The following is a 14,682-nucleotide window of genomic DNA, read 5'->3' as shown; positions in this document are numbered from 1 at the left end:
GAGAAGACTTGTGAACAAACGATTGATATTGACAGCCGTGCTTTGCTCGGCCTTGCTGCTTCCGCTTGCAGTCCATGCCGAGGGAGCAGAGGAGGGGCAGGCCGCCCGAAAAACGTATGGAACGATGTTTGCCGCTTCGTCCTTATACGGAGGGGGATCGTCCTTCCAGCAGTTTTTTCAGATCGAAAATTATTGGAAGGTCGATGCTGTCCAGATTCAGCTCGATTATAAAGCATCGCCGTTGACGCAGAGCGACCGTTCCAGCGTAACGCTGTTTCTGAACGGTACGCCCTTTCATTCGTTCAGACCGGTCATCAGTGACGCCCAGAAGCAGCAGCTCACGGTAACGGTTCCTACTTCACTGCTGACCGAAGGCGTCAATACGGTTACGGTACAAGGTAACTTGGAGTCGACCGAGACGAATCTGAACCTTGCCTGCCTGCCGACCGATACGCGGGAAAAGTGGCTGCAGGTCTTCGAGACTTCTCGAATTTCCGTACAGTATGCCAATGATGCCATGAAGGACAGCATCCGTGATTTCAATCGGCACTTTATTGGCCTCGATACGGTCGATGAATCTCTCAATGCTATAGCCGTATCTGAGCGAAGCGATGCTGCAGAGCTGGAAGCTGCTACCTATGCCTTGACCGGCTTTGCGAAGGCCAATTCACTGAAGTCCCGTACGATTCCTCTGCTGGAATACGGGCCGGATAAAGTGAAGGGGAAGCAAGCTGTTGTGCTGGTGTCCCTGTACGATAATTTGCCGACGGATCTGAAGGCTCTCTTGAGCACGGCGGAGCTTCAGGATAAGGCGCTTCTTCAATTGGTGAATCTGGGTACCCAGCCTACGCTGGTTGTGACCTCCCGAGATGCGGGACTCTTAGTTAAGGCAGGCCGTCTGGTGGCCAACCAGGCGCTGCTTGGGCAAATCGATGCCAATACGAAAGTGGTTGATTCTTCAACCGAGGTCGAGACTCCGGCCGTTAATGTGAGCCGTAATGTGACACTGACCGAGACCGGAGATAAACTGACTGGAGCTATGCACCGAGAGAAAACCTACTTTGTCCCGCTGCCCGGCAACCGCTCTATAGCAGATGCCAGCAAGCTGAGTATCGATTTCCGCTATGCCAAGAACCTGGATATGGACCGCTCTATGGTGACCGTCTTGATTGACAAGACACCGATCGGCAGCAAGAGGCTGTCTACGGAGTTGGCTGACGGAGACCATCTGTCGCTACCCATACCCAAGAACCTCAACATCTCCGGCAATTTCTCCGTAACCGTTGCTTTCGACCTGGAACTGAAAAGCAATATGAGCTGTATTGAAAATCAGGATCAGATGCCGTGGGCTTTCATCGAGAAGGATTCCATGCTGCAACTGAATACGAAGGACAGAGCCGATTTGCTGTTCAACAATTACCCGTATCCATTCCTGAGAGACGGCAGTTTCAATCAAGTTGCCGTGGTACTCCCAGGCAAGCGCGAATCTTATACGTATCAAGCGCTGACCAGTCTGTTCAATCTGCTCGGTCAATATGCGCAGACCAACACGGGAGAAATCCGTTTCTACGGGGATGAAGCGGGAGCAGATGTACTTAAGGGTCGGCAAATTATTGCTATAGGCAGCTATAAGGATAACAAGGTTATCCGGGATAATAATGATAAGCTGTACTTCCGTTATGATCCCAGCGGAGGAGGCTTCTTGTCCAATGAGAAGATGAGCATCGATGCCGACTACGGGAAGCGGATCGGTTCCCTGCAGTTGATCGACTCGCCTTATGATAAAGGTTACGGTCTGTTGGCTATTACAGGCAGCGGACAAGAGTATGCTTACTTGGCTTCTAAGCTCATAGCTACAGAAGGAACGCTGTGGAAGGTGTTCGGGGATGGGGTCGTGACCGATAAGGACGGAAAGACTCAGGCTTTCCGCTTCAAAAAACTGACCGAGCCCGAGCCTTCCTCGGTTCTGGGCGACGTGCTGGCCCGCAAGGATGTCGTCAGTTTTACGATAGCTGCGGTACTGGTGCTGGTTCTGGTGCTCGTCTCCCTGATTCTGATGATCCGCAAGCATAAGAAGAAAACGAAGCGAGGGCGAGGACGATGAGGCGGATACAAGGCAGCACGGTATCGGATGGCGCATTCTTGCTGCTGTTCATCGCTTGCTTTATCAGCATCGTATTTACGGCGGCCGATCCGAATCTGTACATCCAGAACATTATTTTCTTGAATTTGGCTTTTCTGATCGCGGTTATCACCTATTTTACGACGGTGACGACAGGCTTGATGCTGAATATTGTATTTGTCTTCGGCTACGGTACCTATACCCTGTATCGTACGGTTGTGGAGGGAGGATTGGTCGGCACCCAGAATTACTTCTGGCTTATCATGACGCCCGTCTTCACGATTGCCACCTGGCTGTTTACACTGGCTAACAAGCAGCTGCAAACCGAGAATGAAGACTTGAAGAAGGCCAACGCCTCGCTGGCTACGATGGACGAAACAACCAGCCTGAAAAACAGCTTGTCCTTTCAGAACGATGCGACCGTCTTCATGGCTTTGTCCGTGAGATATCATATGCCGCTGACGCTGCTCGTGCTCAGTGTGAAGTATTGGGATGAGATCCGGCGCATGATCAGTGAGGAGAAGCTGATGAATGCCGTCCATGATCTGTCCCAGATCAGCCAGACGAGCATCCGGACCAATGATTCCCTATATCTGCTTAATCGGGACAATCCGACCTGGGGCATGCTGCTGTTCACGGATCGGGAGGGAGCGAACTTTGTCATCGACCGTTTGAAGAGTCGGGTTGACGAATTGAATAGTACGGAATTTGCACAAAAATATAAAGTCGAGCTGGCCCTCAAAATCGGCGCAATCGAATACGACAAGGATGTCATCTCGACACCGGTTGCGTTCATCGCTCAGGCCAAGAAGCAGCTGGAGTTTGATGTGTAAGCTCGGGGAGGTCACGGCCTTCTCTCGGGATTTCCAGACGGAACGGTCATGCCCGTTCTTGAATAGGATGATTCCGAGAAGGAGGGACGCCCGATGTCGACCCTTGTGCAGATTGCTGCTGTAGGCGATATTTTGATCTCCGAGTCGATCGTCCGCTCAGCGCGGCGGGAGATGGGGAGCTATGACTTTGCGCCGGTTTTCCGGTATACGGCGCCGCTGCTGCAGAAGGCCGATCTGACCATCGGCAATCTGGAGGTTCCGCTGGGCGGGCCGCCTGCCAGGTTTACGTACCGGCATCCGAAGACGCGCTTCTATACGTTCCATGCTCCCGAACAGCTCGCCCCGGATCTCCGTGAGGCGGGCTTTGATGTACTGGTCACCGGGAACAATCATTGTCTGGACCGCGGGACGGAGGGATTGGTCCGCACGCTGGATATGTTGGACCGGGAAGGTATCGCCCATACGGGAACCTTTCGCAGCCGGGCGGAGGCGGGTCAGCCACTCTTGCTGGATATTAAGGGCATACGAATCGCGGTGCTATCTTACTCCAAGAGCACCAATAAGCTGCCGCTGGCACGGGAGCAGGCCTGGATGGTGAACCTGCTGGATGAGGAGCAGATGCTGCGCGAGCTGGCCGCGGCGCGCCAGCAGGCGGATTACACGATCGTTTGCCCGCACTTCGGCAAAGAGTACACGCACAAGCCGGTTGCGGTACAGAAGCGTCTTGTCGGGAAGCTGCTGGAGGGCGGAGCCGATCTGATCCTGGGGGCGCATCCTCATGTCGTGCAGCCCGCCATACGGACTTCCAGCGGCCAGGCAGCGATCTATTCCTTGGGCAATTTTATCTCAACGACGCTGATGGGCCGAGCGGCCACGAGACATGGACTGATGCTGTTGGCGACGATTGAAAAAGACGCCGCAGGTACCCGCCTGCAATCGCTGGAATATGTGCCGACCTGGGTGCGCCGGGCCCGAGCCGCTGCCGGGAACATGACATACCAGGTGATCCCAGTCCGGGAAATGGCGATCGCAGGTCGCTATCAGCCGAGCTCAATGCGCGAGGCGGAGCGGAAGGCCATGCTGCTTGCTGCGAAGCAGACGATGGAGATTGTGCATCGGCCGGTGAAGTAGAGGTGTAAGCAGTTGAATTTGATAAGATCCGTTCACCGACCTCTGGGGCATTGCCGCAGAGGTTTTTGCTTTTGTAAGCATGAGTTTCGTGTGAAGGACAGTTAATGAGAGGAAAAGAAGAATCGGTGATTCTTTTGCCTGTCACTTGACATAGGGATGGGGGGTATATTATATTGAGTATATAAGAAGGAGAAGGGGGACCCGGACATGGACATTCCTGTGACGGAAGAAGCGATGGCCGTCAAAGCCGAAGCATCCGGCTGCGAGTCCGCAGCCGTTCGCAAGAGCCATCATTCGGATCAAACTAAAGCAGCGTTAACTTCGCGTTTGAACCGGATCGAAGGGCAAATTAGAGGGATCAAGGGAATGATCGAGAAGGACGTATATTGTGATGATATTCTGAATCAGATGGCTGCGATTCAATCCGCGCTGAATGGTGTGGGCAAGCTGCTGCTGGAAAACCACATGAAATCCTGTGTGGTGGAACGGATTCAGTCCGGCGATCATGAGGTACTTGACGAGCTGCTCGTTACCGTTCATAAGCTGATGAAGTAAGAGGCGTATGCGCTGCTTCCTCATCGGCTTTCTATACAAGATGAGTGATCCGTTCGATTGTCTTCTCTATATAGAAGATTATTTTTTTACTTAAATACATACCCTATAGGGGTATATTGAGAGGTGTTAGTTATGACAACCGCCGGACAACGCCAAGAAACCTGGCAAGTAACAGGGATGACCTGCGCCGCCTGCGCCAACCGGATTGAGAAGGGACTGGGCAAGCTGGAAGGGGTCTCCGAAGCAACGGTGAACTTTGCGCTGGAGCAGGCATCGGTTACTTATGATCCTGCTCAAACGGACCGCTCCAAGGTCGAAGGCAAGATCGAAGCGCTCGGCTATGGGACCGTGAGGGAAACGGCAGATTTTCAGATTACGGGCATGACCTGCGCGGCTTGCGCCACGCGTATCGAGAAGGGCCTGAATAAGCTTCCGGGCATCGATAAGGCAACCGTGAATCTGGCGCTGGAGACCGCTCACATCGAGTATAATCCGGCCCACGTCGGGATATCGGATGTGGTGAAGAAGGTTTCCCAGCTCGGCTACGAAGCGGCTCACAAGCAAGCGGATCAGAAACCGGAGGACCGCCGGGCCCAAGAGCTCAAGAAGCAGAAGAGGAAGCTTATAGTCTCTGCGGCGCTTTCCCTGCCTCTGTTGTGGGCGATGGTGAGTCACTTCTCCTTCACTTCGTTTATCTGGCTGCCTGAGCTGTTCATGAACCCCTGGTTCCAGCTCGCGCTGGCGACGCCCGTCCAGTTTATCATCGGATGGCAGTTTTACATTGGGGCTTACAAGGCGCTGCGCAACGGCAGTGCGAATATGGATGTATTGGTTGCGCTCGGTACGTCGGCTGCGTATTTTTACAGTCTGTATCTGACCCTCCAATCGGTTAGTGCCGGTGGGCATCTGATGGTGGATATGTACTACGAGACCAGCTCTGTGCTGATTACACTGATTCTATTGGGCAAGCTGTTCGAGACGCTGGCAAAGGGCCGCTCGTCCGAAGCGATCCGCACACTGATGGGATTGCAGGCTAGAACGGCACTCGTCATCCGGGACGGGCAGGAGCTACAGGTTCCGGTCGAGGAAGTCGTAGCCGGAGACTTGGTCATCGTGAAGCCGGGAGAGAAGATCCCGGTAGATGGCATGGTTGAGCAAGGCTCGTCGTCGGTTGATGAATCCATGCTGACCGGTGAGAGCATTCCGGTGGAAAAGTCGGTCGGGGACAAGGTGATCGGAGCAACGGTCAACAAGAACGGCTCTCTGCGCATCCGCACGACACAGGTAGGCAAGGATACCGCACTGGCTCAGATTATTCGGGTTGTGGAGGAGGCGCAAGGGTCCAAGGCTCCGATCCAGCGCGTAGCCGATTCGATCTCGGGCATCTTTGTTCCGATTGTCGTGGGGATTGCGGTGCTGACCTTCTGCGTCTGGTACTTCGGCGTCGAGCCGGGGAGCTTCTCAGGCGCGCTGGAGAAGGCGATTGCCGTGCTGGTTATTGCTTGCCCATGTGCACTGGGGCTGGCTACGCCGACCTCCATCATGGCCGGTTCCGGCCGCTCGGCGGAGCTTGGGATTCTGTTCAAGGGCGGCGAGCATCTGGAGGCTGCGCATAAGGTCGATACCATTATCCTGGACAAAACGGGTACGGTAACAAAAGGAAAGCCGGAACTGACGGATATCGTCGTAACGGAAGGTATGGAAGAGGAACGTTTCCTGGCCTGGGTCGGGGCAGCGGAGAAGCATTCGGAGCATCCGCTTGCGGAGGCTATCGTTGCAGGGATCATGGCTAGAGGTGTTACTCTGCCTGCTTCCGAACAGTTCGAAGCCATACCAGGCTACGGGATTAAGGCGGTCGTCCAAGGCAGCACGCTTCTCATCGGAACACGTAAGCTAATGGCTAAGTTCGGTATTGCCGCAGATTCGGCATACGAAGCGATGAACCGCCTGGAGGAAGCGGGACGGACGGCGATGCTGGTCGCCGTGGACGGCCGGTATGCGGGCATGGTCGCGGTGGCCGATACGATTAAGGAGACTTCGCCCGAGGCTGTGGCAAGGTTGCAGCAGGCAGGCATCGACGTTATCATGATAACAGGAGATAATGAGCGTACAGCCAAGGCAATTGCCGCTCAAGCCGGTATCGGCCATGTGCTTGCCGAGGTGCTGCCGGAAGGCAAGGCGCAGGAGGTCAAGAAGCTTCAGGAAGCGGGACGCAAGGTAGCGATGGTGGGTGACGGCATCAATGATGCGCCTGCACTGGCCACTGCCGATATCGGGATTGCCATCGGCACAGGCACGGATATCGCGATGGAGGCAGCTGACGTGACGCTGATGCGCGGTGACTTGAACAGCATCCCCGATGCGATCGGGATGAGCCGCAAGACCATGACGAATATTCGCCAGAATCTGTTCTGGGCACTGGCCTACAACGTTATCGGCATCCCGATAGCCGCGATGGGATTCCTGGCCCCTTGGCTCGCCGGTGCTGCCATGGCCCTTAGCTCGGTATCCGTCGTATTGAATGCTTTGCGCCTCCAGCGTGCGAAGCTGTAAACTGGCATCCAGGCAGGAGAAAGCCGGTTGCGCTCCCTGGAAAGGAAGACGCATGTGAAAATAGCACTAGCCGTTCTTATGTACGTGGCGCTAATCGGTGCAGCTCTATTCTACAAGGATGAGTTGATAAGCTGGGTGTCCAGTGGAGACATCTCGGATATTCCGCTGATGCTGCTGGTCTCGATTCTGTTCGCCTTTGTACCGGTTGTCCCGTTCGGGGTGATCGGGGGGATGATGGGAGCCAAGTATGGTATTGTCATCGGTGGTCTTCTTAACATCTCAGGTTCCTCGATCGCATCGTTGCTGATGCTGCTGCTCGTCCGGACGATGTTTCGTGAGCAGGGACGGAAATATCTGAGCAGATTCCGCCAGATGGAGAAGTTCACCGTCTTGTATGAAAAGCACCCGTTTCTGGGCGTGCTGACCGCCCGGCTCATTCCCTTCATGCCGGCTCCGGTCATCAACGTGTATTCAGCGCTGAGCCGGATACCGGTCCTGCTTTTTATGGCGGCTACGATCCTGGGGAAGATTCCGGTGATGTTCTTTTTCGCTCTCGTAGGCGAAACGGTACGGAGCTCTCCCCAGACGACAGCCGTCTTGGTAGTCGTCTACGTTTTGTTTCTGGGCCTCTTGCTATGGGGGTATAGGATCGCGTTCAGGAGATTTAGCCGCAGCAGCCGCCCTTGATCTGTTGCGCGTGGGCGTGGGCTCTACAGCTGCTACCGTAGCTCGATTCCAGTCCTAGCTTGCAGCGTCAGGCTGGGATTCTATCCGTACTTATCCGAGAACGATTCTCCTTGTTGAGAATCGTTCTCTTTCGGTTGCTGCCAATCTCTTATATAATAAAGTTGCACAGAATGGGAGGCTCGGGAGGTTGACAGTTTTGTTATCGATTCAACAGATTGCCAAGCGGCGCTTCGATGCGCCGGACCGGTATTTATTCGAGCAGGTCACGGCCGAGGTAACGGGCGGACAGCGAATAGCGGTACTTGGCGTATCCGGCCAGGGGAAGAGCACACTGCTGCGTATCCTTGCCAGATTGGACGTTCCCGACGAAGGGAAGCTGCTGCTGCAAGGAACGGACAGCGCGACCTGGAAGCCGGAAGAATGGCGCTCCAGGGTAAGCTATGTGGCGCAGCAGGCTATCATGCTGCCCGGCAGTGTGGAGGACAATCTGCGAACGGTCAGTTTGCTGCATGGCCGTCCGTTCGACCGTCCGTTGGCCGAGCAATGCATGGCAGCATTGGGCCTGGGCGATATGGACTGGAAGAAGCCTGCTGCCGAGTTGTCTGGCGGCGAGAAGCAGCGGACAGCTCTGATCCGGTCGCTGCTGCTGCGTCCGCAGGCGCTGCTGCTCGACGAAGTGACGGCTTCGCTCGATCCGGGGAGCAAGCTAGCCGTCGAGCGGGAGTTGAACGCGTGGGCGCGCCGTGAGGGTACGGCTTGCTTATGGATCACGCATGACCTGGAGCAAGCGCGTCAGGTCAGTGATACCGTCTGGTTTATGAGCGGAGGCCGGCTGCTGGAACAGGCGGATACCCAGAGCTTCTTCCACGATCCGCAGACGGAAGCGGCCCGGCAGTTCCTGCCGGAGCCCTCCGCGGGAAGGGGAAGGCACTGATGTCTAATCTGGCCTTGGGCTGCACACTGATCTTCATCATCTTCACCATGCTGCTCTCCAACCGCCAGAGGCTGGGACTGGAGAAGGATATCGCGATAGGCACGGTCCGCTCGGCGGTGCAGCTGCTGCTCATCGGCTATGTGCTGCACTTCGTCTTCGATGCCCGGAATCCTTGGGTGATCGTGCTGATGGTCTTGATCATGACCGTTATCGCAGCCTGGAATGCAGGCGGAAGAACACGCCGGCTGAAAGGGATCCGGCTGCGAATCTGGCTGTCGATCGGCTGCACGGAAGCCGTGACGATGGCGCTGCTGCTCGGCCTGAACATCATCGAGCCGCTCGCTCAATACATTATTCCGATCAGCGGGATTACGATTGGAAGTGCCATGATCGTCTCGGGCTTGTTCCTGAACCAGATGAAGCGGGAGGTCGAAACGTCCCGCGGCGAGATGGAGGCGCTGCTGGCACTCGGCTCAACGGCACGCCAGGCGGTGCAAAGCTCGCTCAAGCGCGCGGTGCGCGCCAGTATGATCCCGACCGTCGATGGGATGAAGACGGTGGGTCTGGTCCAATTGCCAGGCATGATGACGGGCATGATCGTAGCCGGGGCCGATCCGATTCAGGCTGTACGGTATCAACTGCTGATCATGTTCATTCTGACTGCATCCGCAGCGTTGACGGCTATCCTGCTGAGCACGCTCAGCTACAGGCTGTGGTTCACAGACGACCTGAGAATCGTGCAGCAGCAGGATGCTTGACCGAATCGTCAACCTGCTGCCGCGTGAACCCTTATAGATCAAAAGCCAGCTGCACCGGGCTCTGCTCGGTGCTATGGGTGTCGTACGGCGTTGCATCATGGCTCTCCCGGCCGGCTACCGGCTTAAAGGAAGATAAGCCGTGGGCCTGGAGCAATGCCTCCAGCCGATCCGCAATCTCTGAGCGAAACAGCTTCGGGGCCGAGGCCGATCCTGCGTAAAGCCGGGCGTACCGCTCCGTGAGCCGCGGATAATGATCCCGCAGCGCGGAGAAGAACCAGGATTTCACAGCGGCATTGTTCAAGCGGAGAACGGAGCCCATAACGAACGAAGCGTCGGCTTGCTTAATTGCCTGGATGAGCGGAAGCAATTGTTCCTCGCTATCCGTCAGATAAGGCAGGAGCGGAGCGATGAACACACCGGCCTCGATGCCTTGTTCCCGCAGACCTGCCAAGGCCCGCAGCCTCATCGACGGGGCCGGTGACATTGGCTCAAAGCTTCGCCATACGGTCTGATCCAGCGTATTCATGCTGATATTGACAGAGCAATCCGGTAAGGAATGCAAGAGATCCACATCCCGGAGAATGAGCGGTGAACGTGTCGTGATGCTGACAGGAATCCGGTAGGCGGCCAGCACCTCCAGACACTGACGGGTGATGCGCTCTCGTCCTTCGATCTGCTGGTACGGGTCGGTTGCTGTGCCTAGAGCCACCTTCCCGAGCCGGGCGAGGCCGTTCCTCGACTTCAACATGCGCTGAAGCTGGGCTTCGAGCGCCTCGGGCGCATTATGCTTGATCAGGATCCGATGCTGGAATGTATCGTCCGCATCCAGACCAAGAAATGTATGAGTAGACCGCGCATAGCAGAAACTACAGCCATGCTGGCAGCCCCGGTAAGGATTGATCGACCAGTCGAACGGCATAGCGGGACTTTGGACCGCGTTGAGCACTTGCTTTGCGTGAATCGGTTCATAAGTGGTTTTCATAGCGCATACCTCGCGAACAATTAAAATAGGAACATTTGTTCTCGTTTTATAGTTTAAATGAAATCGCATATGAACGCAAGATGCCTCTTCCCAGCATCTCGATAAACCTTGCCGGAAGTTATTTCCTTTACAACTAGAAAGGAGCGAAGCAAGTGGCCCGAAGAAGAAGCAGACACCCCGTTGTGCCCGGAGCCGGACAAGCGCTCGATGCCTTCAAGGCGGACGTGATGCACCGCGCAGGCTATACCTCCGTATCGGCGCAGCCTGAGCAGGTCAAGTACGAGGTAGCCAAATCTCTAGGCATTCCCCTCCAGCGGACCGGCAACGGCTCGCTGTCCACCGAACAGGCAGGCAAAATAGGCGGCCAGATCGGTGGCCGCATGGTGCGTGAGATGATCCGGATGGCACAGGAGCAGTTGGCGCGCAAACCATAAGAGGCAGTCCATTGCTTGTCAAAAGCAAAAGCAAAACAGAAGCCGTTCCCCGGGAGGGAGCGGCTTTTTGGCGTTCTCATGTAAGTTATGTCGAATTTGCGGCGAGTGATTTTTTTCACAGTGAAAACTGGAATCCGGGTTTACAATAAAGACAATTCCAAATCAAGGAGGATTCCGGCATGCAGACACCGGCAGTTGAAATACATGTGCAAAGCGCCCGGCCCACCCAGTTCATGGAGGCTATAGAGCGGCTCAAGGATGAGCATGAAGAGCTGCGTTCACGCCTCATGGACATCCGCCGGCAGGGCGACGCGGTAACCAAACTGAAGTCCGCGGCTGAGGCTGCCCTGCAGCTAGGGGAATTAAAAATTTCCATCGGCGCCCTGATGGAATCGCTCGACCGGCACGCACACTGGGAGGAGCAGGAGTTGTTCCCGCTGCTGACGCGGTATTTCAACAAGGTGCAGGGGCCGTCGATTTTGCCTTCGATCTGGGTGATGGAGAAGGATCACGAGCTGGCGCATATGTTCGTGCAGTCTTTCTACGATGCTGTGGATGGGCCCGCAATAGAAGGTGAAAAAATTCACGTAAAAAATGCAGCTTCCCATCTCATTCAGGCTTGCCTGATTTTGACCGAGCATCTGAACCTGGAAGAAGAGGTCGTCTACCCGATGGCGGATCAAATTCTCACGGATATCGACAGCTTATTTTCCTGACCAGGCAAGATCCTGGAACCAGCCTAAGCACTTATTCAAGGAGGAGAGACCCATGTCACACCGTAAAGTCATCGATTGCAACAGCTGCGGCAAGGTTCAAGGGCACGGTGAAACCGGCACCGAGTGGATTTGCGAGGATTGCCGCGTATCCCCGGCTGCAGAGGAGCGCTCCGATCCTAAGGATCGAAACAGCCGCCTGTAAATCAGGGAGTTTGAGTTACTCGGCTTCACCTAGCACCGCGCTTGTTCAGATAGCCTGCATATACAGCCTGCAGATTTGCCGTTAGCCGTCAGGACCGAACAAAGAAACCGTTAATTTCAGGAGGAGATTATCCATGGCTGTGAAGGAAACGAAAGTCCAAGTTCAACAGGTGTCGGCTCAAGAAGAAGTAAACAAACTGGTATCCCAGGCGCTGCAAGCACAGCAAGCCTATCTGGAGCTTGATCAGGAGCAAGTCGACCATGTCGTCCAACAGATGGCGCTCGCGGGTCTGGACCGTCATATGGAGCTGGCTAAGCTGGCCTTCGAGGAGACGGGACGCGGCGTCTACGAAGACAAGATCACCAAGAATATCTTCGCCACTGAATATATCTATCACAGCATCAAATCCAACAAGACGGTAGGCACGATCGAAGTGAACTCTTATGAGAATTACCGTCTAGTCGCCGAGCCGGTCGGTGTGATCGCAGGGGTAACACCGGTGACCAACCCGACATCCACCACGATGTTCAAGTCACTGATCTCGGCCAAGACGCGTAATCCGATTATTTTCGCCTTCCATCCGTCGGCGCAGAAATCCAGCGTAACCGCAGCCCGCACGCTGCGCGATGCAGCGGTTCTGGCGGGAGCCCCTGCTGCTTGCATCCAGTGGATTGAGCATCCGTCCGTCGAGGCGACCCAGCTCCTGATGAACCATCCCGATGTGGCGCTCGTGCTCGCGACTGGCGGGTCCTCGATGGTGAAGGCGGCTTACAGCACCGGCAAGCCGGCGCTTGGCGTAGGCCCGGGCAACGTGCCATGCTTCATCGAGAAGACGGCCGATCTGAAGCAGGCGGTTACGGACCTGATCCTGTCCAAGACGTTCGACAACGGCATGATCTGCGCTTCGGAGCAAGCGGTTATTCTGGAGGAGCCGATCTACGAGCAGGCTAAGAAGCTGATGATCGAGTACGGCTGCTACTTCTTGAATAAAGAGGAAACCGAGGCAGTCTCCAAGCTTGTGATCAATCCGGAGAAATGTGCGGTCAACGCCGTCATCGTCGGCCAGCCGGCACCGGCTATCGCCCGCATGGCAGGGCTGAATGTGCCCGAGACCACGAAAATTCTCGTCGCCGAGCTGCAGGGCGTAGGTGAGGCGTACCCGCTGTCTGCCGAGAAGCTGAGCCCCGTGCTGGCTTGCTACAAGGTGAAGAATGCCGAGCAGGGCATCCAGCGTGCGGCCGAGGTCGTCGCCTTCGGCGGGATGGGTCACTCTTCCGTCGTGCATACCAAGAATGACCAAGTCGTGCAGGCGTTCGCCGCCAAGCTGCAAACCGGCCGCGTGATTGTCAATTCGCCTTCGACGCATGGCGCGATCGGGGATCTTTACAACACGAACCTGCCTTCGCTGACGCTGGGCTGCGGTTCATACGGGCATAACTCCACGACGGCTAACGTGACGGCAGTCAACCTGCTGAATATCAAGCGCGTTGCGGAGCGTACGGTGAATATGCAGTGGTTCAAGATGCCGCCTAAGGTGTACTTCGAGAAGGGCGCAACGCAGTACCTAGAGAAAATGCCGGACATCACGCGCGTCATGATCGTCACAGACCCGATGATGGTGAAGCTGGGCTATGTGGAGCGGGTCGAGTATTACCTGCGCAAGCGCCGGACTCCGGTGCATATCGAGATCTTCAGCGATGTTGAGCCCGATCCTTCCGTCGATACGGTGGACCGCGGCACGGAGCAGATGAGATCGTTCCAGCCAGACTGCATCATCGCGCTCGGCGGCGGCTCGCCGATGGATGCGGCCAAGGCCATGTGGCTGTTCTACGAATACCCGGATACGGATTTCCACTCGCTGAAGCAGAAGTTCCTGGATATCCGCAAGCGTGTCTACAAATACCCGAGACTGGGCCAGAAAGCCAAGTTCGTCGCTATTCCGACCACTTCCGGTACGGGCTCGGAGGTAACCAGCTTCGCGGTTATCACGGATAAAAATAAAGGCAACACCAAGTACCCGCTGGCCGATTACGAGCTGACGCCGGATGTGGCGATCATCGATCCGGAATACGTATACACCCTGCCGAAGACGGCAGTCGCCGATACGGGGATGGACGTATTGACCCATGCGATCGAAGCGTACGTGTCGGTTATGGCGAATGATTATACGGACGGACTTGCGATGAAGGCGATCCAACTGGTGTTCCAGTACCTGGAGGCTTCGCATCATACCGCAGACCCGGTGGCAAGGGAGAAAATGCATAACGCGTCGACCATCGCAGGTATGGCCTTCGCCAATGCGTTCCTGGGCATCAACCACAGCCTCGCGCATAAGTGGGGCGGACAGTACCATACGGCCCACGGCCGCACGAATGCGATCCTGATGCCGCATGTCATCCGTTACAACGCCCAGAAGCCGACCAAGTTCGCTTCGTTCCCGAAATACGATCACTTTATCGCTGACCTTCGCTATGCCGAGATCGCCCGGATGCTGGGACTGCCGGCCAAGACGACCGAGGAAGGCGTGAACAGCCTGATCGAAGCCATCCGCAAGTTGAACAAATCGCTTGGCATTCCGGAAAGCTTCCAAGCGCTGGGCTTCGATCCGGCCGACTTCGAATCGAGAGTCGATTATTTGGCCGACCGTGCGTTCGAGGATCAGTGCACAACCGCGAATCCGCGCTTGCCGCTGGTCAAGGAGCTGGCCGATGTATACCGCAATGCTTTCTACGGCAAATTCTAATTCAAGCTTGAACTAGGGCAGGAGGGATCTTC

At 55.8% G+C, this 14,682-nt stretch carries 13 protein-coding genes; 12 read left to right on the top strand and 1 reads right to left on the bottom strand.

Translation table 11 applies throughout. The annotated features are described in order from the left end of the window. The first annotated feature begins 10 nt into the window (after window positions 1-10). The 8 genes from WMW72_RS01050 to WMW72_RS01015 all read left to right on the top strand — a co-directional run bounded on the left by WMW72_RS01050 (window position 11) and on the right by WMW72_RS01015 (window position 9,573). A complete protein-coding gene (locus tag WMW72_RS01050) occupies window positions 11-2,104 on the top strand; it encodes a cellulose biosynthesis cyclic di-GMP-binding regulatory protein BcsB (RefSeq protein ID WP_341413550.1) in 2,094 nt (697 codons plus the stop codon). Continuing rightward, a complete protein-coding gene (locus WMW72_RS01045) occupies window positions 2,101-2,955 on the top strand; it encodes a GGDEF domain-containing protein (RefSeq protein ID WP_341413549.1) in 855 nt (284 codons plus the stop codon). The genes WMW72_RS01050 and WMW72_RS01045 overlap by 4 nt, the downstream gene beginning before the upstream one ends. A gap of 93 nt (window positions 2,956-3,048) precedes the next feature. Beyond that, window positions 3,049-4,086 carry a CapA family protein gene (locus tag WMW72_RS01040; RefSeq protein WP_341413548.1) on the top strand — a complete coding sequence of 346 codons (1,038 nt, stop codon included), beginning with the start codon at window positions 3,049-3,051 and terminating at the stop codon, window positions 4,084-4,086. Window positions 4,087-4,320: 234 nt separating this feature from the next. After that, the gene (locus tag WMW72_RS01035; RefSeq protein WP_341414081.1) at window positions 4,321-4,641 is read left to right on the top strand and encodes a metal-sensitive transcriptional regulator; all 321 of its coding nucleotides are present in this window, start codon (window positions 4,321-4,323) and stop codon (window positions 4,639-4,641) included. Between the two features lie 132 nt (window positions 4,642-4,773). Then, entirely contained in the window at window positions 4,774-7,194 is a 2,421-nt protein-coding gene (locus tag WMW72_RS01030; RefSeq protein WP_341414080.1) for a heavy metal translocating P-type ATPase, read from the top strand. Between the two features lie 54 nt (window positions 7,195-7,248). Continuing rightward, on the top strand, window positions 7,249-7,881 hold the full coding sequence (locus WMW72_RS01025) for a TVP38/TMEM64 family protein (RefSeq protein ID WP_341413547.1): 633 nt from the start codon (window positions 7,249-7,251) through the stop codon (window positions 7,879-7,881). 187 nt (window positions 7,882-8,068) lie between these two features. Next, on the top strand, window positions 8,069-8,815 hold the full coding sequence (locus WMW72_RS01020) for an ABC transporter ATP-binding protein (RefSeq protein ID WP_341413546.1): 747 nt from the start codon (window positions 8,069-8,071) through the stop codon (window positions 8,813-8,815). Then, the gene (locus WMW72_RS01015) at window positions 8,815-9,573 is read left to right on the top strand and encodes an ABC transporter permease (protein ID WP_341413545.1); all 759 of its coding nucleotides are present in this window, start codon (window positions 8,815-8,817) and stop codon (window positions 9,571-9,573) included. Before WMW72_RS01020 ends, WMW72_RS01015 begins: the two co-directional genes overlap by 1 nt. Window positions 9,574-9,604: 31 nt before the next feature. On the opposite strand, the gene WMW72_RS01010 is transcribed toward WMW72_RS01015, so the two are convergent. Then, on the bottom strand, window positions 9,605-10,555 hold the full coding sequence (locus WMW72_RS01010; protein WP_341413544.1) for an SPL family radical SAM protein: 951 nt from the start codon (window positions 10,553-10,555) through the stop codon (window positions 9,605-9,607). A 152-nt stretch (window positions 10,556-10,707) separates the two neighbouring features. Between WMW72_RS01010 and WMW72_RS01005 the strand changes: the two genes are divergently transcribed. The 4 genes from WMW72_RS01005 to adhE all read left to right on the top strand — a co-directional run bounded on the left by WMW72_RS01005 (window position 10,708) and on the right by adhE (window position 14,650). Beyond that, window positions 10,708-10,989 carry an alpha/beta-type small acid-soluble spore protein gene (locus tag WMW72_RS01005; RefSeq protein ID WP_341413543.1) on the top strand — a complete coding sequence of 94 codons (282 nt, stop codon included), beginning with the start codon at window positions 10,708-10,710 and terminating at the stop codon, window positions 10,987-10,989. A gap of 179 nt (window positions 10,990-11,168) precedes the next feature. Then, the gene (locus WMW72_RS01000) at window positions 11,169-11,705 is read left to right on the top strand and encodes a hemerythrin domain-containing protein (RefSeq protein WP_341413542.1); all 537 of its coding nucleotides are present in this window, start codon (window positions 11,169-11,171) and stop codon (window positions 11,703-11,705) included. Window positions 11,706-11,757: 52 nt separating this feature from the next. Next, on the top strand, window positions 11,758-11,907 hold the full coding sequence (locus WMW72_RS00995) for a hypothetical protein (protein WP_341413541.1): 150 nt from the start codon (window positions 11,758-11,760) through the stop codon (window positions 11,905-11,907). A gap of 133 nt (window positions 11,908-12,040) precedes the next feature. After that, window positions 12,041-14,650: a bifunctional acetaldehyde-CoA/alcohol dehydrogenase gene (gene adhE / locus WMW72_RS00990; protein ID WP_341413540.1), complete on the top strand. Its 2,610-nt coding sequence runs from the start codon at window positions 12,041-12,043 to the stop codon at window positions 14,648-14,650. Window positions 14,651-14,682: the final 32 nt, after the last annotated feature.

This window comes from Paenibacillus filicis (genome assembly GCF_038070315.1).
GTDB classification, from domain to species: Bacteria; Bacillota; Bacilli; order Paenibacillales; family NBRC-103111; genus Paenibacillus_G; species Paenibacillus_G filicis.
Note: the sequence above shows the minus strand (reverse complement) of the source record. Positions and strands in the feature narration are given on the sequence as shown.